Source organism: Herbaspirillum sp. BH-1 (assembly GCF_002870055.1).
Taxonomy (GTDB): Bacteria; Pseudomonadota; Gammaproteobacteria; order Burkholderiales; family Burkholderiaceae_D; genus Herbaspirillum; species Herbaspirillum frisingense.
Map to the genome: position 1 here is coordinate 95,710 of NZ_PKOI01000011.1, position 22,639 is coordinate 118,348.

At 55.2% G+C, this 22,639-nt stretch carries 18 protein-coding genes and 1 pseudogene; 6 read left to right on the forward strand and 13 right to left on the reverse strand.

Annotated elements, in window-relative coordinates; translation table 11 throughout:
• The first annotated feature begins 3 nt into the window (after nucleotides 1-3).
• The gene (locus tag HBH1_RS15590; protein WP_102663490.1) at nucleotides 4-810 is read left to right on the forward strand and encodes an OmpA family protein; all 807 of its coding nucleotides are present in this window, start codon (nucleotides 4-6) and stop codon (nucleotides 808-810) included.
• A gap of 81 nt (nucleotides 811-891) precedes the next feature.
• Here the strand turns inward: HBH1_RS15590 and tssA are convergent, their stop codons facing one another.
• The 9 genes and pseudogenes from tssA to HBH1_RS15635 form a co-directional block, all read right to left on the reverse strand.
• A complete protein-coding gene (gene tssA, locus HBH1_RS15595; RefSeq protein WP_102663491.1) occupies nucleotides 892-2,019 on the reverse strand; it encodes a type VI secretion system protein TssA in 1,128 nt (375 codons plus the stop codon).
• An 81-nt stretch (nucleotides 2,020-2,100) separates the two neighbouring features.
• A complete protein-coding gene (gene tssH, locus HBH1_RS15600) occupies nucleotides 2,101-4,776 on the reverse strand; it encodes a type VI secretion system ATPase TssH (protein WP_102663492.1) in 2,676 nt (891 codons plus the stop codon).
• Between the two features lie 62 nt (nucleotides 4,777-4,838).
• On the reverse strand, nucleotides 4,839-5,927 hold the full coding sequence (tssG, locus tag HBH1_RS15605) for a type VI secretion system baseplate subunit TssG (RefSeq protein ID WP_102663493.1): 1,089 nt from the start codon (nucleotides 5,925-5,927) through the stop codon (nucleotides 4,839-4,841).
• Nucleotides 5,891-7,733, reverse strand: a pseudogene (tssF, locus tag HBH1_RS15610) (type VI secretion system baseplate subunit TssF). The gene tssG and the pseudogene tssF overlap by 37 nt, the downstream one beginning before the upstream one ends.
• Nucleotides 7,734-8,222 (reverse strand): type VI secretion system baseplate subunit TssE, encoded by a 489-nt coding sequence (gene tssE / locus HBH1_RS15615; protein ID WP_102663494.1) that lies wholly within the window; start codon nucleotides 8,220-8,222, stop codon nucleotides 7,734-7,736.
• Nucleotides 8,223-8,357: 135 nt separating this feature from the next.
• The gene (locus HBH1_RS15620) at nucleotides 8,358-8,849 is read right to left on the reverse strand and encodes an Hcp family type VI secretion system effector (RefSeq protein WP_102663495.1); all 492 of its coding nucleotides are present in this window, start codon (nucleotides 8,847-8,849) and stop codon (nucleotides 8,358-8,360) included.
• Nucleotides 8,850-8,883: 34 nt separating this feature from the next.
• Complete coding sequence (gene tssC / locus HBH1_RS15625; RefSeq protein ID WP_102663496.1) at nucleotides 8,884-10,377, reverse strand: type VI secretion system contractile sheath large subunit; 1,494 nt, start codon at nucleotides 10,375-10,377, stop codon at nucleotides 8,884-8,886.
• Between the two features lie 11 nt (nucleotides 10,378-10,388).
• On the reverse strand, nucleotides 10,389-10,889 hold the full coding sequence (gene tssB, locus HBH1_RS15630) for a type VI secretion system contractile sheath small subunit (protein WP_102663497.1): 501 nt from the start codon (nucleotides 10,887-10,889) through the stop codon (nucleotides 10,389-10,391).
• Between the two features lie 89 nt (nucleotides 10,890-10,978).
• Nucleotides 10,979-11,587, reverse strand: a complete 609-nt coding sequence (locus HBH1_RS15635) for a tetratricopeptide repeat protein (RefSeq protein ID WP_102663498.1) — start codon at nucleotides 11,585-11,587, stop codon at nucleotides 10,979-10,981.
• 407 nt (nucleotides 11,588-11,994) lie between these two features.
• On the opposite strand from HBH1_RS15635, the gene tssJ reads away from it, so the two are divergent.
• The 3 genes from tssJ (at nucleotide 11,995) to icmH (ending at nucleotide 14,773) form a co-directional block, all read left to right on the forward strand.
• Nucleotides 11,995-12,588, forward strand: coding sequence for a type VI secretion system lipoprotein TssJ (gene tssJ, locus HBH1_RS15640; protein ID WP_199181599.1), 594 nt, complete (start codon nucleotides 11,995-11,997; stop codon nucleotides 12,586-12,588).
• Nucleotides 12,589-12,650: 62 nt separating this feature from the next.
• Entirely contained in the window at nucleotides 12,651-13,997 is a 1,347-nt protein-coding gene (gene tssK / locus HBH1_RS15645) for a type VI secretion system baseplate subunit TssK (RefSeq protein WP_102663500.1), read from the forward strand.
• The gene (gene icmH / locus HBH1_RS15650; protein ID WP_102663501.1) at nucleotides 13,994-14,773 is read left to right on the forward strand and encodes a type IVB secretion system protein IcmH/DotU; all 780 of its coding nucleotides are present in this window, start codon (nucleotides 13,994-13,996) and stop codon (nucleotides 14,771-14,773) included. Before tssK ends, icmH begins: the two co-directional genes overlap by 4 nt.
• Nucleotides 14,774-14,904: 131 nt before the next feature.
• On the opposite strand, the gene HBH1_RS15655 is transcribed toward icmH, so the two are convergent.
• Nucleotides 14,905-15,171 (reverse strand): hypothetical protein, encoded by a 267-nt coding sequence (locus HBH1_RS15655; protein ID WP_102663502.1) that lies wholly within the window; start codon nucleotides 15,169-15,171, stop codon nucleotides 14,905-14,907.
• A 301-nt stretch (nucleotides 15,172-15,472) separates the two neighbouring features.
• On the opposite strand from HBH1_RS15655, the gene HBH1_RS15660 reads away from it, so the two are divergent.
• Both HBH1_RS15660 and HBH1_RS15665 read left to right on the forward strand, forming a co-directional pair.
• Nucleotides 15,473-16,996, forward strand: coding sequence for a methyl-accepting chemotaxis protein (locus HBH1_RS15660; protein WP_102663503.1), 1,524 nt, complete (start codon nucleotides 15,473-15,475; stop codon nucleotides 16,994-16,996).
• Nucleotides 16,997-17,590: 594 nt separating this feature from the next.
• Nucleotides 17,591-18,280 carry a hypothetical protein gene (locus HBH1_RS15665; protein ID WP_102663504.1) on the forward strand — a complete coding sequence of 230 codons (690 nt, stop codon included), beginning with the start codon at nucleotides 17,591-17,593 and terminating at the stop codon, nucleotides 18,278-18,280.
• A 593-nt stretch (nucleotides 18,281-18,873) separates the two neighbouring features.
• Here HBH1_RS15665 and HBH1_RS15670 read toward each other — a convergent pair.
• The 3 genes from HBH1_RS15670 to HBH1_RS15680 all read right to left on the reverse strand — a co-directional run bounded on the left by HBH1_RS15670 (nucleotide 18,874) and on the right by HBH1_RS15680 (nucleotide 22,206).
• A complete protein-coding gene (locus HBH1_RS15670; protein WP_102663505.1) occupies nucleotides 18,874-19,986 on the reverse strand; it encodes an HD domain-containing phosphohydrolase in 1,113 nt (370 codons plus the stop codon).
• A 409-nt stretch (nucleotides 19,987-20,395) separates the two neighbouring features.
• The gene (locus tag HBH1_RS15675; protein WP_146012863.1) at nucleotides 20,396-20,599 is read right to left on the reverse strand and encodes a hypothetical protein; all 204 of its coding nucleotides are present in this window, start codon (nucleotides 20,597-20,599) and stop codon (nucleotides 20,396-20,398) included.
• 62 nt (nucleotides 20,600-20,661) lie between these two features.
• Nucleotides 20,662-22,206 carry a methyl-accepting chemotaxis protein gene (locus HBH1_RS15680; protein ID WP_102663507.1) on the reverse strand — a complete coding sequence of 515 codons (1,545 nt, stop codon included), beginning with the start codon at nucleotides 22,204-22,206 and terminating at the stop codon, nucleotides 20,662-20,664.
• Between the last annotated feature and the right edge of the window lie 433 nt (nucleotides 22,207-22,639).

The following is a 22,639-nucleotide window of genomic DNA, read 5'->3' on the forward strand; positions in this document are numbered from 1 at the left end:
ATCATGAAAACTTCTTTCCCACAATTCGTCCCACGCATCGCGCTGCTGGGGGCAGCACTCCTGATCACCGGTTGGGGTCAGGCCCAGAACATCGCGCCACCGGTTGCCACACCCGCTCCCGGGCAGGTTCTGGTCACCGGCACGGTCCCGGATGAGGCCAGCAAGTCCGCAGCTCTGGCACGGCTGCGGGAAATCTACGGCGCGGAACGCGTGGTAGACCAGATCGCCATCGGACAGGTCGTATTGCCGGCCAACTGGAACACTCACGTACAACGACTGATTTCCTTCAATCTCACATCGGTCAGTCGGGGGCAACTGAAGATCGACGGCACCACGGTGAGCATTTCCGGCGAAGTCGCCAACGAAGCCCAACGCCAGAATATCGCCAGCGCCATGACCACCAGCCTCAACTCGACCTATACGATCAATAACGCGCTACGCGTGCCGGTCTCCGAACAGGGAGTATTGGATACTTCCCTGGGCAATCGGGTAGTGTCCTTCGAAAGCGGACAGGCCACCTTGACGCCGGAAGGCAAGCGCATCCTGGATGAGATCGCTGCCACGCTGCTCACGCTCAAGGGACGCCGGGTGGAAATTGTCGGCAATACCGACAATGAAGGCCTGCGCGCCAGCAACATATCGCTCTCGATGGCGCGCGCAGAGACGGTCAAGAGTTACCTCAACGGCAAGGGCGTGGACGAACGTCTGCTGAGCACATCGGGACAAGGCCCGGATCGCCCGATCGCGTCCAATCTCACCGCCGAAGGTCGCGCCAGGAATCGCCGCATCGAATTCCGTATTGCAAAGTAACGCAGGCCTCGGTGACCAAAAAAAAGCGGAACTGGTGAACCAGTTCCGCTATTCATTTCGCCGCTACCCGTGACGCATCGATCATTCGGCCGGGGGCGCCTGCAGTCCCAGCAGTTCTTCCACGTGTGACAGCGCCGCATTGTCCTTGATGACGGTCTTGAGCCATGCATGCAGGGGCATCTCTCCCCACTGTGCCGCCTTGTCGGCCAGATGCGTGACGGGACTGTGAGGTTCCGTGCGCCGGAAAAATTCCGCTACGGCACGCAACTGCGCAATCGCCTCTGCCCGGTTGCGTAGGGGACCACTGTGGCCCGGCTGCGCATTGCCATGGACGTTTGCTTGCTGTGGTGAAGCAAGCATAGGCGTGCCGGCTTCGTCCTTCAGTCGCGTCTCACTGGATGCCGCGGAGCGCAGACCGGTATCGGCAGCAAAGCGGACCAGGGTCTCATGTACCAGAGTCAATGCCTCGCGGGCCGCCGAAAAGCCGGGGCCATCCAAGCCCAGGCGCTCATCCACGGACTTCTCCAGCTGAGCAAGCGATTGCAGACAATACAGGCCATCGGCCATCATGGCTTCGTAGAATGCATGTGAACTGCGCTTACGGGCCGCATCCATCGCAGCCAGCTTGACGCCCTCTTCCGGCCTGCCGCCCTCTGTTGCGACCCGTTCCGCATTGGCGGCGCGAGAGCGAGCTGCTTCGAAGTCCAGCAGGGAAAAGGCTGTTCCCCGACCTTCGGTCAGCGGGATCTCGCGTGCCATCTGGACCGTACGCGAGAGGAGCCACGTCAGGTTACCGATGCGCAGGTCATGATCTGCATCTTCCGAGGGCGGATAGAGATGATCCCAGAACTGATCGAACAGACCGGCCAGCAGAAGGAAACCATCACCCAGTCCACGCATTGCCCGCGTCTTGCAAGCCGCTTCGCAGTACCACACCACCAGACGCAGATCCTTGCTGCGCGTCTCGATCAACAGCGCGCATCGCTGTTCAACAAACGCCCAGTCGGCTTCCTTGATATCGGTAACCCATTCACCTTGGTCAAGGGTGGGATCATCGAAGCGGCGCGCCTCAACGATGACATCCAGATCAGCACTGAAGGAAAGGTCCTCCCCGCCAGGTTGCTTGTCATTGATGGGCTTGAGCAAATGGACGATGGCGGCAGTGGCAGGGGTGTCTCCCCCTAGGGAGTTGAGAATCGGTATTTTCATGAGGGCCAGATTGATGGTCGGTGTCTGCTTGGTTTCTGATCGGGGACGCCTGAACCGCGCTGGCGCTTCTCCCGTAACGCTTTACTGGATGACGTACTTGAAATCGCCTTTCTTGCTGGCCGATACCTTGATACGACTGATACCCTGCGCTTCGGCCATGCGTGCCAGCACACTTCCAGCGATCTCGGGCAGCAGGCTGCCGTTGAGGATATTGTCCACGTTGCGCGCACCGGAATCGACCTCCGTACAGCGGGCCAGCACGGCATCCACCAGGGTCTTGTCGTAGACGAATTCGGCCTTGTGATTCGCTTCAATGCGCTTGGCGATGCGCGAGAGCTTGAGCTCGATGATCTTCACCAATATGTCATCAGCGATCGGGTAATACGGAATCACCTTCAGCCGCCCAAGGAAGGCTGGCTTGAAGGCCCTGACCAACTGCGGCCGGATCAGGGCGTCAAGTTCATCAGGAGTGGGCAGCTCGTCGCCGACCTTGTTCAGGCAAGCCTGCATCATCTGCGCAGAGGCGACATTGCTGGTCAGAATGATGATGCAGTTCCTGAAGTCGATCTGACGCCCCTCACCGTCGTCCAATACACCCTTATCGAAGACCTGGAAGAAGAGTTCCAGTACATCCGGATGGGCCTTCTCCACTTCATCAAGCAAGACCACGCTGTAAGGGTTGCGACGTACCGCCTCGGTCAGCACGCCACCCTCGCCGTAACCCACATAGCCTGGAGGCGATCCCTTGAGTCCCGAGACCGTATGCGCCTCCTGGTACTCGCTCATGTTGATGGTGATGAGCTTGCGCTCGCCGCCATACAGCACGTCGGCCAGCGTGAGGGCGGTCTCGGTCTTGCCTACGCCGGAAGGACCAACAAAGAGAAAGACGCCCTTGGGCTTGCCCGGATCATCCAGATTGGCCCGGGAAGTGCGCACCCGCTGAGCCACGGTATCGGTCGCATGTCGCTGACCAAGCACACGCTCCTGAAGCAAGGCATCCAGGCCAAGTACGGTCTTGATCTCGTCCTTGACCATCTTGCCCAGCGGGATGCCAGTCCAGCCGGAGACGATCTCCGCCACTATCTGGCCGTCGACCTGCACGGGCAGCAGCGGCGTCTCCCCCTGATACAGCCTGAGTTCATCCATTAGCTGTCGCAGCTCGGCGCGCGCCTGGGCGGGATCCTGGCCCGGACTACCTTCCTGCGTCTGCATCTCCAGCGTCGCGCGAACACTCTGTATGTGCTCATTGAGCTCACGTTCCCGCTGCCAACGAGCTTTCAATGCCTCCAGATGGGCCAGCGTCGCCACACGTTGCCGACTCAATTGGGTCAACCTCGCCTCATGGGCGATATCAATGGCCACCTCGCGTTCAAGGGCAAGCATTTCGGCATCGATCTCTTCCAGCCGTCGCTTCAGGTCCCCCAGCGACGGCGGCGTGGCGCTCTGCCCCAGCGCAACCCTGGCGCAGGCGGTATCAAGCACGCTCACCGCCTTGTCCGGGAGTTGCCGACCGGTGATGTAACGGTGAGAAAGTCGCACGGCTTCCTTGACGGCCTCGTCATAGATGCGGACGCCGAAGTGCTTTTCCATCAAGGGCACCATCGCCCGCAGCATGGCACAGGCTGTTTCCTCACTGGGTTCCTCGATCTTGATGACCTGGAAGCGCCGCGCCAGCGCAGCATCCTTCTCGAAATACTTCTTGTACTCGGTCCAGGTGGTCGCGGCGATGGTGCGCAACTCGCCACGTGCCAGGGCCGGCTTGAGCAGATTGGCGGCATCGTTCTGGCCGGCCTGTCCACCCGCACCGATCATGGTATGGGCCTCGTCGATGAAGAGAATAATGGGATGCGGACTGCTCTTTACTGCATCGATCACGTTCTTGAGACGGTTTTCGAATTCACCTTTGACGCTGGCGCCGGCCTGCAGCGAGCCCATGTCCAGGGTGTGGATCTCAACACCTTGAAGAGCCTGCGGTACGTCGCCACGGACAATGCTCAGAGCCAGCCCCTCGACCACCGCGGTCTTGCCGACACCGGCTTCCCCGGTGAGAATCGGATTGTTCTGCCTGCGACGTAGCAGGATATCGACTGCCTGCCGGATCTCGGCATCGCGTCCCACCACAGGATCGACCTTTCCAAGACGGGCGAGCTGCGTCAGATTGATGGTGTACTGATCGAGCACTGCTGTCTTTCCGCCGGACCTCACCTGCATTTCGCCGACCAGATCACCCTGTGATAGTCCACTATCTTCTGGCGCTGCGCTGTATTCAATCCCTACAGCAGATTCCACCGACCCTACGGTCAGCTTGCGCAGGTCATGCTTGATCTGTTCGACCTTGAAATGGGCGAACAGCCGGGAGCCGCGATCGGCGAGCTGCGATAACTCGCTATGGGTCAGCAGGGAAAGCAAGAGATGCCCGCTGCGGATCCGAGGATTGCTGCCCTCCAGCGAGGCAATCAGCCACGCATGCTCGAACAAGGTCTGCAAGTGGGGGGACAGGACTGGCGTGCGCGTATTGCCGTTCTTGAAGCTGGCGATCTCATGCTCGAGATCAGCCTGCAGGCTGTCGTTACTGACCCCGCTGTGGTGAGCAATCAGACTGAAGTCGGATTGCGGCTGTTCCAGCAAGGCCAGGAACAAGTGTTCCAGGTCGACTTCGTACTGCCCGCGTGACATGCACAGCGTGGCAGCACGCTCAGTAGCCATGCGGCTGGTTTCGTTCAGCTTGCCGATCAGCGATTTCAGATTGATGCTCATTCTGCGTTTCCTTGTCATGTTGACCGCGGTGCGGCCTGAATTTTTTCTTCTCACCCACACGGTCAATGCAAGGTGACCTCGTACTGGATATCGGCGCGATCCTGTGTTTCCGGTTCTGTGGAAATGAATGCATCCCAGCCTAGACGACCGCCATTGCCAGTGCTACCTAGCGTGACACCACGGACATCCCGCGCAAGCAGGATCAGCTGGATCTCATATTCCAGCGCAGAGCCGGTAAACAGGCCAAGCAGCCGTGACAGCGCCAGCGCGCCCCCGCCGCCGGGTAGGAACTGTTCAAATTTCTCTATCTGTAACGGTCCGATAGACAGCCGCATGCGCAAGTCGCGTTGCCAGACCCGCTCGCCTGCCATCGCCTTGCCGAACAAGGAGTTGGTCGATCCGAGGATGGTCTGGTGCTCTCGCGGAACGTGGTACCAGTCTCCCGCAAACTGCTGGATTTCCAGAGGAACCGAGAAATAGTCCGCCAGTACACGCTGCATATAGAACGCCGATGCCGGGCGATGCCGCAGAGCCCCAGCGAAGTGCGCCAACGATTCGTCGCGCACTCCTTTCCCATCGCTGCCATACAGACGATGGTGTAATGAACGGAAGCCCAACCCGGCCACCGACAGCAACAAGGGCAGGAAGGTATCGCGGCGCCCTGCCTCGTACTGGAAGGCCACCCGGTACTTGCGCCACGCCTGATAGAACAAGGCCAGTGATCGCGAAGAAAAAGTATCGAGAAATGCACGCGGTCCTTCGTCGCGCTGCTCCAGCAGATGTCGCGCGACCCGCTCCGTATAATGCGCTGGCAGGGCCCCGTTGCCGCCCAGGAAGCCCATGAATGTCGGCGTGATCTGCACGTACTTCAGCTCACCATCGAGCAGGGATTTCTTCAACTCGTCCGCGGAGCACGACGCGCCATTTCGCGGCGGAAAGGTTTCGATATGCTCTATCTCGCTGGCAGGAAACGTCAGCAGAGTACGATTGGCGAACCGCAGGAAGTCACATACCGCTCGTTCATGTGGCACGCCATTGCGCTTGAACCAGAGTTCGATCATGCGCACTGCCTGGAAAAACTGAAAGCGGTGAGGAGTGGAGAATATCCTCTCGATCACGCCAGGTTCAAATCTCCGCTGCGTGGGCTGCATTTCAGCAATTCCTCCCCTGTCCTTTTAGATAGCACGGTCAATTGCGAAAAGCTGTTGGCCTGGACATAAAGCCCCATGAAACGATTAATCAGGCCGGCAAATGCATGCAAGCCACTGCCGACGAAGCCGTCCTCATCCACCGTCAGCCTGATCTCGATTCCGCGCACCAGGCTTGCAAACGGATTTCCTGGCAACCAGGCCGCGGCAGCCTTGTGTTCAATCCCCACAATGGCGCTGATCTGACGTTGCGAGATGGGCGAATTGGTTTGGTCGTAGAGCATCAGCATTTCCTGGAAGGCCTCCAGCCCTCCCTGCATCAGGGAAAGATGATTGAGCGAAAGATGGGAGATCAGCCGCCACTGGGCACCTCGACCCCGTTCGAAGCGTGAGGGATGGGTCGGTTTTCGTAGCAGAGCGACCGTACGGATTACACCGCCGCCTTCCATGCTCAAGTCGCCGCCCGGCAGGCCATAGGTCAACGAAGCAGGAAGATCCCGGTTGGCAGGTCAGCTCGAGGCTGATCGTATCCGTCTCGACCTTGGCTGGATCGAAGTCGATATCGACGATGGAAATCTCAGTTTCGTGCCCCGGACTTTTCAGCGCCACCAGTTCATCCCGCCGCATGATCCAGTAATGTCCATCATGTTCGGGAGATTGACCATGACGCAAGGAATAGAAGGGGCGAAACCGGGTAATCGTTTCGCCCTGCGGAGTCTGCCTTAGGAGCTGCACCGAATTGATCGAATGTACCTGGTAGCCAAACGTGTTCCGTCCGTCGACCAACACGGAATGATAGGCGCCGGCATGCGTCAATCTGATCGGGTCGCCGGCATGAGGGAATAGATTGATCACCGGAGTACAACCCAGCAAGATGTTGGAATTGCTGATGCTGCCTAGCTGTCGCGCAACGTGAGAGTCCGCTCGCAAACCAGACAGTCCGAGATGGACGGTAAATCGCCTGGCACCGGATGGCAGAACCGCAAACACGGCGCCAAGATCAAGATCGAAGAAATTGAATTTTTCGGGAAGAGCAAAATACTCGGTCAGCAGCCGATACGCGGGATGGGATTGTGAGGGGAAATCGATTAGCGCGTCCTCCTCGGCGAACCCCACTTCTGCCAGCGGCGGCTGACGAAGCGCGATCCATCGCCCGCTCCCGGATGCTTCAACCCAGGCGGCCTCGGTACGCATGAAAAGGCTGTCGCGCAACGCCGCGCAGAATGAAGCCTCTCCGTCAATGAACAACCTTAACGATGCCAATCCCAGGGATGCAAAGGGTACATTGTCGGCGAAGGATTCAAAAGTGATGGAAAGCGAGGAGCTGATTCCGGGCTGCAGCATCACCGCCTCTGGTGCGTCGATAATGGGTGCAAAAGTCACCTGAGACAGGCGGATCGGCGCTATCGATACATCATAGGCAGTCCTGAATCTACAGACGATTCCCTTGACCTGGCCGCTCGACAACAAGCTACCTCGGGGGATTTCGGTGGTCGCAGTGAGCTGGTCTGCAGAGGCGAGATGGTCCATGCGCGCAATCGAGCAAGACGGAAACGGCCGGAGATAGTGCGGATAAAGGACCTCGAACAGTGCTTCAGTAAGCTCTGGATAGTCATCGTCTAGGCGTTTAGACACGCGCGCATTGAGCAGTGCGTACGACTGGATCATGCGCTCGATGTGCGGGTCTTCGCATACCTCGCCGGCCATCAGCAGACCACCGGCGATCTTTGGATAACGCTCCGAGAAATCACGAGAATATCGTCTCAGGAAGCTCAATTCCCGTTCGTAATAAGGAAGCAGGTCTTGCACTTACACTCCAATGCGGCTTGGCCGCGCCTTGCTGATCGAGTATTGCAGCGTCGATGGCTGCAGCACCGCATCAAAATTGACCGACTCCTGCGCTGTATTGACAACCAATAGAGCACTGATGGCGAAGTTGAGCCGGTTGATCGAGCCTTCCTGTATTTCCAGATTGGCAAGCACACTTTGCAACCTGGGTTCATGCCGTGATATGGATTTCTGAAGGGCCTGGCAGATAGCCAGGCGATCATCCATGCTGGCCAGGCTCAAGCCGGCGAAATCACCGAGACCGTAGGCAAGAATAGATTGGCTGCATTCCGGATATTTACCCAATAACTCTTCAGAAATAACTGAACGAGTATTGAGCGTGGCTTCAAGGTCTCGCGCAACGGCATCCTTGAGCTCCTCCATCGAGAATCGAGTGATCACTGGACTGATGTTGGACCTCGGCCCATCGTTCATCAGTTTGTCGAACAGACTCGGTGCGAAACCCTTCATTTGCGCTTACCCACATCAAAAATCGTTGAATGCGATGAATCTGGAAAATGAAATCCGCCGGAAACCGGCGGATTTCATGGAAGCAGGCGAAATCCTGTTCTTTACCGACAGTTCATTTCGTCATGATGGATGGACTCAGATGACCTTGTTGGTCGACAGATCCCAACCGCCGGAAGTATTGCCGGCAGCACCACCATCCTTTTTCTGCTGGGTGTACTTCCACTTCACGGAGGAATACTTCAGACCTACCGTTTCACCGAGGATCTCTCCTGCCTCGATGGAGGGCTTCACGCTGCTGATCATCACGTTGGTCAGTTCGATTTCGAAGTAACGCACGCGCTCGCCCTTGCCATCGGCACGCATGAATTCGAACTTGGCTTTCGGAATGGTCTTGCCCGACGAGGAGTTTTGCAGCAGCAGCGGCGACGCCAGATCGGCGACTTTCTTGAGCACGATGTCCTTGTGCTCGCAGCGCTCCGCCGTATGACCACCACCGGTCGATGCCGTCGCAGACTTCGGCTGCAGAACTTCCCAGTCAACGGTCTTGCATTCGATCCAGTCCTTGTGCAGGTCATCAGTGGATTCACCCTTGATGCCATCGATTTGCAGATAAACGTCAATTGCCATAACTTATCCTGTAAATATGAGGGAGGAAAAATAGTTAGGATTTCCCTGCCTGCGGCAACTCCGCAACCAGCCGAAGCGAAACAGACAGTTCATCTAACTGGAAATGCGGACGCAAGAACGACACGGCGCGATAAACACCCGGTCGTCCCGGCACTTCCGACACCTGTACCGAAGCTTCGCGCAGCGGGAATTGCGCTTTGGCCTCTTGCGTGGCGTTGTCATCCAACAGCACGTATTGCGCGATCCAGCGGTTGAGGAAGTCTTCGACATTTGAGGCAGCAGCGAAGCTACCGATCTTGTCCCGCATCATCGATTTCATGTAGTGAGCGATACGGGAAACTGCGAAGATATATTGCAGTTGCGAGGAAAGGACGGCATTGGCATTCGCTGCGTCCGTGTTGTACTTCTTGGGCTTCTGCGCGGACTGGGCACCAAAGAAAGCCGCATAATCAGAGTTCTTGCAGTGGACCAAAGATATGAACCCAAGATCGGAAAGCTCTTTCTCGCGGCGGTCGGTGATCGCGATCTCGGTAGGACATTTCAATGCCACCTCACCTTCGTCGGTCTTGAAGGTGTGCGTCGGCAGGTCTTCGACCAGGCCGCCCCCCTCGACGCCGCGGATCGCGGCGCACCATCCGAAGTCCTCGAACGCCTTGGTGAGCTTGGTTCCGAAGGCGTAAGCAGCATTGCACCATAGGTATTTGGAATGGTCGGTGCCGTCAACATCCTCGACGAAGTTGAATCCCTCCACCGTCGTTCCATCCTTTGGATTGAAAGGCAGGCGACCAAGGAAACGCGGCAACGTCAATCCAACATAGCGTGAATCCTCGGATTCGCGGAAGGACTTCCACTTCGCATACTCAATGGTGTCGAACACCTTGGAAAGATCACGGGGCTTGCCCATGTCGGCATAGCTTTCAAGACCGAACAGCTCGGGCGAGGCCGCCGTAATGAAAGGCGCATGAGATGCAGCGGCAATACGCGACATCTGCTCGATGAAGTACATGTCTTCCGGCTGACGGGTGATCTCGAAATCACCGATCAGGGCACCGAAAGGAGCACCGCCGAAGGTACCAAATTCCTCTTCGTAGACTTTCTTGAACATCGCGCTCTGGTCGAACTCCAGCGCCGAATTGAAATCCTTGACCAGTTCCTTCTTGGTTGCGTTAAGGAGCTTGATCTTCTGACCTTCTCCCACAGTCGTGTTACGCACCAGGTAGTTCAGTCCGGTCCAGCTTCCCTCCAATTTCTGGAATTCCGCCGCATGCATGATGGCACTTACCTGGTTGGAGATCAGTCGATCCACTTCCGCGATACGCGCAGCCAGGGTTACGGAAAGATTTTCCGATACGACCACGGTACCTTCCATCACCTGAGCAACCAATTCTGCGATGAGGTCTTTGGCACGATCGTGCTCGGAAGCGGATTTCGCCACCTTGCTTTGTTCGACGATATCGTCCAGTAGAGTACCGCCGGCAGCGGTGGGCAAAGCGCTTTGAGCGACTTCGTTATTGATTTGAGCGGACATGCAGATCTCGATTATTTGGTGGTTTGCTTGCTGAGCTCTGCGAGCTTTTCGGTACTGCTGAGCACATCGTTGAGGATGTCTTCCAGCTTGTCGTTACCAGCGATCTTGTTACGTAGATCCGCCAGTTTGGTACGCGCCTCAAGCAGCTTGCGCAAGGGTTCAACCTGCTGGACCACCGATTCAGGTCGGAAGTCCGCCATCGATCGGAACTTCAGTTCCACGGCAAACTCCCCTCCGGCGTCGGAGAGCTCGTTAGCGACGCGATAGACAGCACGCGGCTCTAGCCCCTTCATCACCTCATCGAAGTTATCCGAATCGATGTTGACGAACTTGCGGTCTTTCAGTCGAGGCTGGGGCACTTCCGAATTGCCACTGAAATCGCCGATCACCCCAGTCACAAAGGCAAGCTCCTTCTTCTCGATGGCGTCGCCAATTTCGACGTCATATGTCATCTGCACGCGCGGAGGTCGCACCCTTTGCAGCTTCTTCTGAATACTTTCCTTTTTCGACATTTCTTCTCCGTTTCTGGTTTGGTCCACACGCCTCATTTCCTGAGGCTTCTGATCGTCGGGAGACACTCAACCTGTTCCCGCCTGACCTCTTACTTCAGGTTGATGAACGGATTGGGTCCGCTACCGCTGCCGACATCGCTGGCAGGTGCCGGCGCTGTCTTGCGCACCGTCTTGCCGCGGGGAGGTGCCGCAGCGGCGGGCTTTCCCGGCACCGATACCGGCGCCTCCCCCGTGATCTCGCGCAGCGTCCTGGTCAGCGCCTGGGCGTCGGTCTTGATTGATCCGTTGAGTGCATTCTGCGAGCGCAAGTCAGCGAGGGACTTGGTAGCCAGGCGCAGGCTGGAAAGCGTCAGGATGCTGTTGGCGCCCTTTTCGGAAGGGTCACGCTTTATCGCCTCCTGGGCGTTGATGATGGCGTCGCTGTAGTCGCCTGCATCGAAGCGAATCTGCGCAATGCGCAACCAGGGCGCCTTGTCTGCGGGGAAACGCGACGCCAGAGTCTTTAGCATCTTCACGGCATCATCGGTCCGGCCCTCGACCAGTGCCGCCTCAACCTTTTCCACGCTGCTTTCCAGGCTGCTCTTGGCTTCTGCCTCCGCCCCCTGCCTGGAGTCGCTATTGGCGCACCCCGTCATCATCAATGCCAGCGTCAGCAGAGCTGGAATCAACCGATCTATTCGTCTCTTTCTTGCATGCATGGGGATTCAATCCTTAGATTTTCAATTCTGGAGAACCTATCCGACCTCTCACACGTATTCGAATGGAGAGGACCGGAAGATATTCGGCTTGTCACGACTTTTAAACTTGGAATGAAACGCGGCGATGAATTTCTGGTGAAAATTGGCGCTTCATTCATTCCTGCTCTTCAGTCGCGCCACGTTTCAATTTCCGCCATCGGCTTGCTGCTAAGACTTAGTTTTTAAGTAAGGCAACTGAGGATCACTCGAATGTATCCCATAGACCCCTTTTACAAAATGGAGCTACTCCATATGTGAACGCTTCCTAAAAATTTTTCGGCACGCGGGAAATTCGCGCCAATCAGAAACCAGATAAAACATGCGGGGTAAAGTTGAATAAACGACAGAGAAATGCTGTGGCGCTGGGATTGATCATCTCTTCCATCACCGGCTGCGCCGCAGTGGGGGCGGCATCCAAGGTGGGCCAGGTTGCCAAGTCGACACTGGAGGCGCTGGGCCTGAAGAAGCCTGACGCACCTGAAGTTCCGGACGCGATGAAGCAGCCACGCAAGGTACTCATCAAGCTGCATGCATCCAAGGCGCTCAACATGGATTCGCAGCAGCGTCCACTGGCGTTGGTAGTCAGAATTTATAAGCTGAAACAGAACGTTAGTTTCCAGCAGGCGTCATATGACGCCTTTCTGAATCCACAAAAGGAGAAGGAAGTTCTGGGAGCCGATCTGCTGGAGGTCAAGGAAGTCACGCTGGTACCAGGACAGCGCTACGAGGTCGATGAAAAGGTGAGCTACGAGGCGGGATATATCGGTCTGGTAGCGCTGTTCATCAATCCAGATCAGCAACGCTGGCGGGTCAGCTTCAAGGCCGACGAATCCGAAAAGAACGGCATTACGGCGGGCTTGCAATCCTGTTCTGTCACGGTAGGTGCGGGGGCTATTGCCGTGGATACCCTGGGTAAGCCAGTTGACCGGAACCTGATGCTCGCGCCAGTCGAGTGTCATTAGAAATCAACAATCTCTTAACTGCAGATCACGATGCGACAATCATCTATTACGGAGCCAAGCAATTGAACCATCCCAACAAGGTACTCTGGGGCGAGGGGCTTTTCCTCCGACCTCAGCACTTCCAGCGCCAGGATCATTACCATGAAACGCGTCTGCATCAGACTGCGCTCGCCCTCAATCCCCATTGCTGGGGCGTTTTATCCCTGAAGATCGATGGAGACGCGCTTAATAACAGCACCCTTCGTCTGCTGGAGCTGTCGGCTATCTTCCATGATGGAGAAATCTTCAAAGCGCCGGACGGGGATGACCTCCCGGCCCCCATCGAATTGACAGAAATTCCGCTGTCCCAAAACTCCATTACCTTTTATGCGGCCTTGCCGATGCTGAAAGGCTTCGGTAGCAATTTCTCCGTTGGCAGCGGCAATCAGCAATCGACCCGCTATATTCAGGATGGCGTCCAGACGCCGGACCTGTTTACGCAAGCCGCGAAGGCGGAAATAAGCTACTTGAAAAAGGCAGTACGTCTGGTATCGGAAAACGAGCCCCGTGATTCATTGGTCTGCATTCCTGTGGCGCGCCTGCGTCGCGCGAGCGGGCCTGGCTTCGAGCTGGACCCTGACTTCGTTCCACCCAGCCTGTCAGTACACGCGTCAGCCTTGCTGTTCCAGCGCCTGCGTCGTCTCATGGACGCGCTGCAAGCCAAGGTCAGCGCCCTGTACGGGCATCATCGCGAGCCTAGCAAGAGTGTGGTCGAATTCCGTTCTGGCGACATCACATCGTTCTGGTTGTTGCATACCGCCAGTACCGCCTATGCCAATCTGTCGCACTACCTGAACCATCCGATGCATCACCCGGAGCGCCTTTTTGAACAGTTATTGTCATTGGCCGGATCGCTCATGACCTTCTCACGCAGCCGGGCCCTGTCCGACCTTCCTGCTTACGATCACCGCGATCCGGGACCGGCTTTCGCCAAGCTGGACGCGATCATTCGCGAGTTACTCGATACCGTGATCTCTTCCCGGTATTTTGCGATTGCTCTGAACGAGAGCAAGCCCTCCTACCATATGGGCATGCTGGACTCAGGCAAGATCGACGAGAAGACCAACTTCTACCTCGCGGTCCATGCAGATTTGCCGGCCATCGAGCTGGTCGAGGTCGTGCCGTTGCGCTTCAAGATCGGCGCGCCTGACGATGTTGAAAAATTCGTGCTGGCGGCGCTGCCCGGCGTCAAGCTTGTGCACTCTCCTCAGGTGCCAGCTGCGTTACCGGTTCGGCCGGACACCTACTACTTCACGCTCGAGAACAAGGGCGCGATGTACGAGCGCATGCTCCAGGCACAGTCGATCTGTATCTATGTGCCATCCGGCATTCGCGACCTCAATATTGAACTTCTGGCGGTGACCCAATGAACACGACAACCATCCCTTCCCTGCTGGATCCTGCGGATTTTTCGTCCACTTATGAAGCCGGCGCACCGATTAACGCCAGTTCGCTCCTGGACCTGATGTACGACGGTTTTTATGCGCTGTTCATGCTCAAGAACGGTGGCACGCCGGTGGACGAGGTGTCATTCATGGCGAAAATACGGAAGTTTCTGGGAGATGTTGAACGCGGCGCCAGGAAACTGGAAGTGTCGCCCGAGGATGTCTACGCAGCCAAATATGCCTTCTGTGCTTCCGTGGATGAGATTGTCCTGCGCTCTAATTTCAGCATCCGTGATACGTGGCAACGCCGCCCCCTTCAACTGGCGATGTTTGGTGATCAATTGGCCGGTGAAAATTTCTTCAATCGGCTAGAGGATCTACGCGTTCGCGGTACCGCCCGACTCCAGCCACTGGAAGTCTTTCATATGTGCCTGTTGCTGGGATTCCAGGGAAAATATGCGCTAGAGGGCCCGGAAAAACTCGATTACCTGACCGCTCGGCTGGGTGATGAGATTGCTCACCTGAAGGGCAAGACTGCCGGGTTCGCACCGAATGGCGAGAGGCCTGATGCCATCGTCAACAAGTTGCGCAACGATGTGCCGTTGTGGGTAGTCGCCTCCCTATTTGCACTGACCGCTATGTTTGCCTACATAGGGCTGAACTGGACCCTGACCAAGGGAACCGAAAATCAGCTGGCCGGCTATGCCGATATTGTCAAACTTGCCCCGCGGGCAGCCAACCTGACTATCACCTTGCCCTGAGCTTGAAGAGCCAGATTGCGGTGGGGAATGCCACACACCTCCACGGCTGCCGATTTTCGATCACCAACGGATCATCGGCAGCACGCTCAGGATCTCTGACACAAGCCTAGGTCAGCCCGGGCCAGGCTGGATCAGCGCAGGAAAACCAACTCTGCATAGCTCGGATTGGCATGCTCACGCTGGTAACGCTTGAGGTCTTCCCTGACCTGTTCTCGGGTGAGCCCTGTATGCCCCTTGTCAGCCATTTGCGAGCCGGTAACGCTGGCAACCTGCTTGGCTGCCGACTGCTCGGTAGATGTGGTCGGTGGGGTGTCGGCTGCGTAGGCTGCATGGGCAGCGAAGGCGGTCAAGGCCAAGCTAATGGCGACCGCGCAATGACGAATGGTGATGTTGCTCATGATCTGCTCCTCGATGAATGCAAGCGGACCCAGCCCTATGCTTATCCTTTATCAATGCTGCATTCTCATGCGAGAAGTTTATCGGCCCGGCGATGAGAGAAAAACCGGTGATCGGGTAATGCTGTATTGCGGCACTTGAAAGAATGTGCACGCGAATCTTGTTTGTCTTGCAGCAGTTAGAGCGTCAGTTAGAGCATCAAATTGCGAGCTGAACCGGTTTTTACCGCTTCCACTTACCTTTCCATATCGCTAATCGCGGTCAGAATCTGGTAATCCTATAAATACTATTCAGGGAACAGGTATGAGAATCGGCACTCGGCTCGGTGGTTCATTCATGCTGGTCACGCTGCTTGCCTGCAGCCTGATCGTCGCTTCAATTCTGATCCTGAACCAGATCGGACGACATTGGGACGACTTTTCGGGCACGGTGCTGAGCAAGCAGGACTATGCCACCCAGGGTTACATCAAACTGGGCGATGGTGTACAGAACTTCAAGAACTACGTCGTCCGCGGCAAGGACTATGACAAGCACTTCCTGGCCGATATGGATGCCATCAACCGCCTGATGATCGAATACCGCAAGCTTGGCGTAGACAATCCCAAAGAAGATGAACTTCTACAGAAGATCGCTACAGGCGAAAGAAATTACCGCGAGGCATTGGCGAAGGCGCAAGGCATGAAGTCAACGGCTGCCTCCGTGACGGAAATCGATGCTTCCATCAGTGGCGCTGACAAGGTATTGGCGGCCGGTTTTTCCGGTCTGCTGGCGATCGCGCGCGAGAATGCCAACGGTACGGGCCGGGATATCTCCAAAGCCATCAGTACCGGCAAGTCCATCGACCTGGCCGTCGGTGCGCTGGTGATGGCACTAGCCGCCTTATTGGCCGTGCTGGCGACGCGTTCGATCACACGACCGGTGCACGAGGCAGTAAGAATCGCCAAGACCGTCGCAGCAGGTGACCTTGGGAGCCGGATCGAAGTCACTCGCAAGGATGAGACCGGTGAACTGCTGCAAGCACTCAAGGATATGAACAGCAGCTTGCAACGCGTGGTCGGTGGCGTGCGCACCGGCAGCGACACCATCGTTACGGCCTCGACGCAGATCGCTGGTGGCAATCTCGATCTCTCCGCACGTACCGAGCAACAGGCCAGTTCGCTGGAAGAGACGGCGGCGGCGATGGAGCAGATCACCTCTACCGTGAGACGTAACGCTGATCATGCGCGCCAGGCAAATGCGATGGCAGGCTCGGTCTCCGAGGTGGCGTCGCGCAGCGGACTGGTGGTTTCCGACGTAGTCAGCACCATGGACGAAATCCAGGCCTCTGCCCGCGAAATCGAGGAAATCATTTCTGTCATCGACGGCATCGCGTTCCAGACCAATATCCTCGCGCTCAATGCAGCGGTGGAAGCAGCCCGTGCCGGTGAGCAGGGACGTGGCTTTGCGGTGGTGGCCTCGGAGGTACGCACCTTGGCCCAACGCTCGGCTACAGCGGCGAAGGAAATCAAGGCGCTGATCGGCAACTCGGTCGAGAAGGTGGAAGACGGCACCAGGCTGGTCAGAAGCGCCGGGGCGACCATCGAAGAACTGGTAACAAGCGTACGCAATGTCACCCAGATCATGAGTGAAATCTCGGCCGCCAGCGGCGAGCAGGAAGCGGGGATCGAACAGGTCAATCAGGCCATTGCGCAAATGGACACCGTGACGCAACAGAACGCCGCCCTGGTGGAAGAAGCCGCTGCCGCCACCGAAGCATTGAAGGAACAGGCGCGACGACTGGCACAGTCGGTAAGCGTATTTCGCCTGGGCGGGGGTCAGCTTGCGTGATCGAGGAACCGGGACGCACGCTGTGTAATGAAGCTGACTGCAGCGGTTCGTTGAAATGATCTGCTACCGTTGCGCGGTAACTGATCGATTCCCTGTGCAAGCGGATCAAGGAAATCCGTCTCTTGCCGCCTCTATCTGCCCCACAGCTTGATGGCAAGGCCTTCACCTTGAGCTGTACGCAGTCACACCAAGTGGCATGGCACGAAGGGCATTTACCATCCTTTTGAATCCCTCGTTACCCCATTCTTCGATCTCGCACGAGGTGATATAAAACGGCAGGTCGACCTCCGCTACCGTTGTCTTACGTGGATCACGTTTGTCGCCAGTCCTACTTTGCGCTTGGCTGCCAAACGCGTGAAATCTTCTTCCATGACCTAGCTCGTTCTGATTTTCTCTCGGAGTTACCCACTGAGCTGATTTTTAGTGGGTCATTACAGAACTACGCTGCAAAAAATTTCCCAGCTCCCGGCGATCTGCCGATTTGAAATGCAATCGCTGATGTTGCCTCATCAGGAAAACCCCGATCGTTCAGACAAAATTTTCTGAATAGACTGCCCCAACGCTGTTCTAAAGAAAACGACAAGGGGGATTACCGTGGCAAACAACAATAAACCAATCAGACCTGCTCTTCTGCTTGTCGTGCTGGCTGCGATTTCGACTGGACAGGCACATGCAATCAACCTTGGTCTCAGCACCGAGGTCGGCACCACTGGCGCGGGAATACACGTCAGTGTGCCGATCACGTCCACCCTCAATGCCCGGGTCGGTGCGAACTACTTTAACTATTCTTTCTACTCGCGCATCTATCGTATTGGTTGTGAAGCCAGTGCCAAGCTCCGCACCTTCGATGCGTTGATGGATTGGTTCCCGTTCGAGAACGGCTTTCGCCTGACTGCTGGTGCGATTTATAACCGCAACACCGTTGACATCGAAGGCAAGCCTGATGAAAACAATAACTACCAGCTAAACGGTACTGACTATTCCGCAAACCTGGTTGGCAAGATCCACGGCAATGTCGCGTTCAAGAAATATGCGCCCTATCTAGGCCTCGGCTATGGCAATGCGGCCACACCTGACAAAGGCTGGGGGTTCACAGCGGACGCGGGGGTGATGTTCCAAGGGCGTGCAAGCACCTCGATCAACAGCACGAATTGCACGCTGGGTTCAGCCGGTTGCGCACAACTGGCATCGGACATCGCTACGGAAAACAGCAAGCTCAATGACAAGCTGCGCGGCTATCGCATGTACCCTGTTCTACGCGTGGGTATGCGCTACACCTTCTGATACTGGCATACCGCCCGCAACGGCCACAACCTGCCACTTCATGAAAAGTACGAGGTAGATTTTTCATCACTCCACTCACTGCTGCGTATTGGTGGATTTTCTTCCCGCTTCATCTGGAAGAAAATTGCGCGGTTGCGGCGTGCCGTAGATTCGGCATTGGATACGCCTATTAGGCTATGCGCAGTCGACTTGGCAGGATGTCGGCAGGGAAAGAGCCGAAATGGCGAAGCAAAAGAAAAAGGCTCTCCGGTCGGAGAGCCTTTTAAATACTGGTGCTGGCTGCAGGACTTGAACCCGCCACCCCCTGATTACAAGTCCGGCGTTGAATTCAATGAAATCAGATGCTTAGTCTCTTTTTTGCTTCGCAATTTGGAAAAGTAACGTCTCTCAAGCCCTTATTGGGCCTCGGTCGCTTAAAAAATGCGAAGCGGAATTTTCGTTGCCGAATGCGAATGTTTGCTAAAGGCCCTGATGTGAGCAATCGGCCACTATCCGATAACGGAGGAAATCGACGTGCTATTAGGCACACAAGAATTCATTTCATCGGCTATTAATTCAACAAGAAGTAACCCGATGACATATTTTTTGTTGGGTCAATGATCTGAATACTTTATTTGAATGGCATGGACTTCTGGAAGGATCGCTAGAAATGCTTCAACTAAGTCTGGATCGAAGTCCTGCCCGCTTCTTTCCTGTATATAGTGGGTGGCTTTCTGGGAAGTCCATGGCTCTTTGTATGGGCGGGCCGACACCAAAGCATCGTAGACATCGCAAATCGCTGCGATCCTGCCTTCTAGAGGGATCTCTTTTTTTTTCAGTCCAGAGGGATATCCCGTTCCATCCCACTTCTCATGATGGGTCAGTGCCACTCGACGTGCAATTTTTATTACTTCCGCAGGGTAGTCTGGAATAATAGTAGCGCCGATACTGGGATGAGTGCGCATTAATCTAATCTCATCGGGTAGAAGCGCTCCTGGCTTGAGTAGCACATTATCTGGAATTCCGATCTTTCCAACGTCATGGAGAGGGCTAGCAATTTCTAGCATTTCCGCCCATTGATCTTCCATACCAATTTTCTTGGCAAGTGCACGACACATTTTGCTCATTCTTACTAAATGACGCCCGGTTTCGTTATCGCGAAACTCTCCTGCTCTCGCTAGCGCAAAGTTTAGTTCGTGGGCTAGCTCTCGTAGCGCATCTGATTGCGAATCGTAGTAAACGGCAGTAGTCATTCCCATGTCAACGGTTGTAACTCTGCTTATTGCGGAAAGAAGTTTCTGAAGGAACAGGCAATCATTTCGGAAATGCTTTAAAACAATTTCGTTCCATAGATCAGTCATTAAGGTGTAAGTCCCAAGATAAAACCGCAGGTCCACACCCAAACGATAATGAGTTTCCCCGATACGACGGGCTGCCACCAAATACTCGGGACCAAAATTTGCTCTGAGAACAAAGTAGATCCAGTGGTGACGTTGAGCTTGTTTTGCTCTTTCGATTGAAGACAAATCCGCAAACATTTCTTGAGTGGCGCTATTGCTCAAAATCTTTTCATAGACCGTATCCAGCAACGAATCAATATGCTTTTCGAGCAGAGGGGCGACTCCAATAAGGCAGTCTGCGGTCGATTCATCGATTGAAAGGAATTCCAGCCATTTATCCAGACGAGTTTGCATAAGTTGGAGATTTTGAATTTTTTGTTGTGGCATTCGCTCAGCTGGAACGCGAGATTCTGAATGCTAGCTATGCTCATCTAGGATTATGGGACCAAGATCCACACCAAATTTGATTCCTGTCAAATCAGCAGATTTTCAGGGCTTTCACGATGGACATTCTTCCATCTGGTGGGAGCATTTATTCACTGCGCGAATGCATCTAGCTCTTTTGTTTGCAAATCGCTCTGGGAACTACTTATCACCACTGTGTAGATCCACTATAGTCCCTTCTATCGGAACAGTTGACTGTCAATGCGACGACATATTTCAGGCCACCGCCACGAAAAAATAATGATGCTGATCAAAGGGAGGACATGATATCGGTGGCGGACGAAAAACTACTTCAGAAGCACATCTCTGAAGTGGCCATGGAAAAGATCTGAGCATTCATATGTCGCTAACCTTAGGCCTTCGCTCTGGATTTTATTTTCTCAATCACTTTACAAGCTTCCTGCTGAAATTTTTTCGCTTCCTCGTCTTCGATTTCAGATGCAGCTTGCTCCAGATTTTCTGATAGCTCGAGTAGATCAGTGCTCAGCTTCTCCATCACCTCAAGTAGTGCTTCCGCTTGCTCTTTGGTTAGGTGTTGTGCAGTCTTCTTATCCATTCTCATCACCATTTTTCAATTAGGCGGGACACCACGTCCCGCCAAAATATTGCACTTCTGAATCAGACCGTGAAGGTTGAAACGATCTTGGAAAGCTCCGCTGATTCCCCTTGTAGTGATTTGGCTGCTGCAGCTGCTTCTTCGACCAATGCTGCATTTTGCTGAGTGACGTTATCCATCTGGGTAATAGCGAGGTTCACCTGTGTAATACCTTCGCTTTGCTCTCGGCTAGCGGCCGATATCTCGGACACCACGGCGCTGACACGTTTCACACTCTCGACCACATCGCCGATTGTTTTCCCAGCTTGAGCGACTAATTGACTGCCTGTCTCTACCTTCTCAACAGAGTCACTAATCAAAACCTTAATTTCCTTTGCCGCCGCAGCGCTACGCTGCGCCAAACTGCGAACCTCCGTGGCCACTACTGCGAACCCTCGTCCCTGCTCGCCAGCTCGAGCGGCCTCCACTGCGGCATTAAGGGCCAGGATATTTGTTTGAAATGCTATCCCGTCGATGACACTGATAATGTCCACAATCTTCTTGGACGAGTCATTGATTTGACTCATTGTTTCAATTACTTGGCTTACGACTATCCCTCCTTCTCCCGCGACGCCCGATGCCGAAACTGCCAATTCGCTCGCTTGGCGCGCATTCTCGGCGTTTTGTTTCACCGTCGACGTCAACTCTTCCATTGCCGATGCTGTTTCCTCTAAAGATCCAGCTTGCTCTTCGGTGCGACTCGAAAGGTCAAGATTGCCAGCAGCGATCTCGGTTGAAGCCGTTTCAATATTGTTCGTGCCAGCGCGCACTCGCGTAACGATGGAAGCTAGACTTTCTCGCATCGTTCGGATAGCGAATAACAAGCTCGTGCTATCCCCTTGCTTTGTCTCTACCTGGATTGAAAGATCTCCACTGGCAATTTTGGACGCGATCGCTGCTGCATAACTAGGCTCTCCACCAAGCTGCCTAAGCAGGCCTCGAGTGATGACAAAGGCGATAATAGTGCTCGCAATGATTGCTATAGCGGCCAATGACATGATTACTACACGAGACGTGTCGGACGTTTTACCGGCCTCGGCTCTGGCGGCATCAGCATCTCGTTTGACTGAGGCCAGAAGCAGGTCGATATCCGCGACAATTTGCCGGCGTAGTGGGCTGCATTCGTGAACCAAGAAGTCCCCGTATTCCTGCATTTTCCCGGCTTCACGATATGCCCGCGGCCGACGAAGTTCGTCAGCCATTTTGAGCAGACCGGCACTGACGGCGCTAAACTCCTTCGTGCTTCCCAGTGCAGGTTGCAGTTTTTTGAGAGCCGCCAAGTAGATGTTCTTTTGCTCATCGACAATATTGAGTTCTTTTTGAGCGTCGCTCTCGGATTTGAAGATGTATGCGTTACGAGCTGCAAGGCCGGTCTGACCAAGCGCCTCTCGCATTACATAGATAGGCCCCAACTTATCCACTTGGAGATCGTTGCCGTGCTCCATTGCGTTTGTGACCGAGCTCAAACTCATCCACGCAATGACCGAAAGGGCCACCATTAGGACTAGCAATGAGCCGAAACCGGTCCCCAGTTTTGCTCCGATCTTCATATTTGCGAACGCCTTCATGGCTCATCCTTTCGTTGCTGGAGAATTAATGATTAAATTGATTTAATCAACTTTTAATCATTTAATTCAGTGTATTTGGTTTTATTGTTTTTTCAACCGGAAACACGGATGAGCTGGCTGTATTTCGCATTAAAGTGACTTCTATTTTCCTGATTGACAGGCCCCCGCTAACGCGATACGCCCTGTGGCTGCGTCAATTTGCGTCAAATGAAAGCGAGAGTGAACGGGGTCACCGCGCTGGCCGGATGGGCCCCAGCGGTTGACGCAAACGTGAGTCAAAATCGACCCATGTAGAGGGCAGGCGCGGGGTGGGGGCAACTGCGCGCGCCGCCTCCCATACGTTTTAAAGTTGTTTTTTAAATAACTTTCCCGCGAGTACGGGCTGCGATGACCTGGTGAGCCACAGATCTGGCCTGGGCCAGCATCGACGAGT

Bases quoted from the DNA above. Each gene is read 5' to 3' on its own strand.
- HBH1_RS15590 (WP_102663490.1), top strand. From the start codon at position 4: ATGAAAACTTCTTTCCCACAATTCGTCCCACGCATCGCGCTGCTGGGG.
- tssA (WP_102663491.1), bottom strand. From the start codon at position 2,019: ATGAAAATACCGATTCTCAACTCCCTAGGGGGAGACACCCCTGCCACT.
- tssH (WP_102663492.1), bottom strand. From the start codon at position 4,776: ATGAGCATCAATCTGAAATCGCTGATCGGCAAGCTGAACGAAACCAGC.
- tssG (WP_102663493.1), bottom strand. From the start codon at position 5,927: ATGCAGCCCACGCAGCGGAGATTTGAACCTGGCGTGATCGAGAGGATA.
- tssE (WP_102663494.1), bottom strand. From the start codon at position 8,222: ATGAAGGGTTTCGCACCGAGTCTGTTCGACAAACTGATGAACGATGGG.
- HBH1_RS15620 (WP_102663495.1), bottom strand. From the start codon at position 8,849: ATGGCAATTGACGTTTATCTGCAAATCGATGGCATCAAGGGTGAATCC.
- tssC (WP_102663496.1), bottom strand. From the start codon at position 10,377: ATGTCCGCTCAAATCAATAACGAAGTCGCTCAAAGCGCTTTGCCCACC.
- tssB (WP_102663497.1), bottom strand. From the start codon at position 10,889: ATGTCGAAAAAGGAAAGTATTCAGAAGAAGCTGCAAAGGGTGCGACCT.
- HBH1_RS15635 (WP_102663498.1), bottom strand. From the start codon at position 11,587: ATGCATGCAAGAAAGAGACGAATAGATCGGTTGATTCCAGCTCTGCTG.
- icmH (WP_102663501.1), top strand. From the start codon at position 13,994: ATGAACACGACAACCATCCCTTCCCTGCTGGATCCTGCGGATTTTTCG.
- HBH1_RS15655 (WP_102663502.1), bottom strand. From the start codon at position 15,171: ATGAGCAACATCACCATTCGTCATTGCGCGGTCGCCATTAGCTTGGCC.
- HBH1_RS15660 (WP_102663503.1), top strand. From the start codon at position 15,473: ATGAGAATCGGCACTCGGCTCGGTGGTTCATTCATGCTGGTCACGCTG.
- HBH1_RS15670 (WP_102663505.1), bottom strand. From the start codon at position 19,986: ATGCCACAACAAAAAATTCAAAATCTCCAACTTATGCAAACTCGTCTG.
- HBH1_RS15675 (WP_146012863.1), bottom strand. From the start codon at position 20,599: ATGGATAAGAAGACTGCACAACACCTAACCAAAGAGCAAGCGGAAGCA.
- HBH1_RS15680 (WP_102663507.1), bottom strand. From the start codon at position 22,206: ATGAAGGCGTTCGCAAATATGAAGATCGGAGCAAAACTGGGGACCGGT.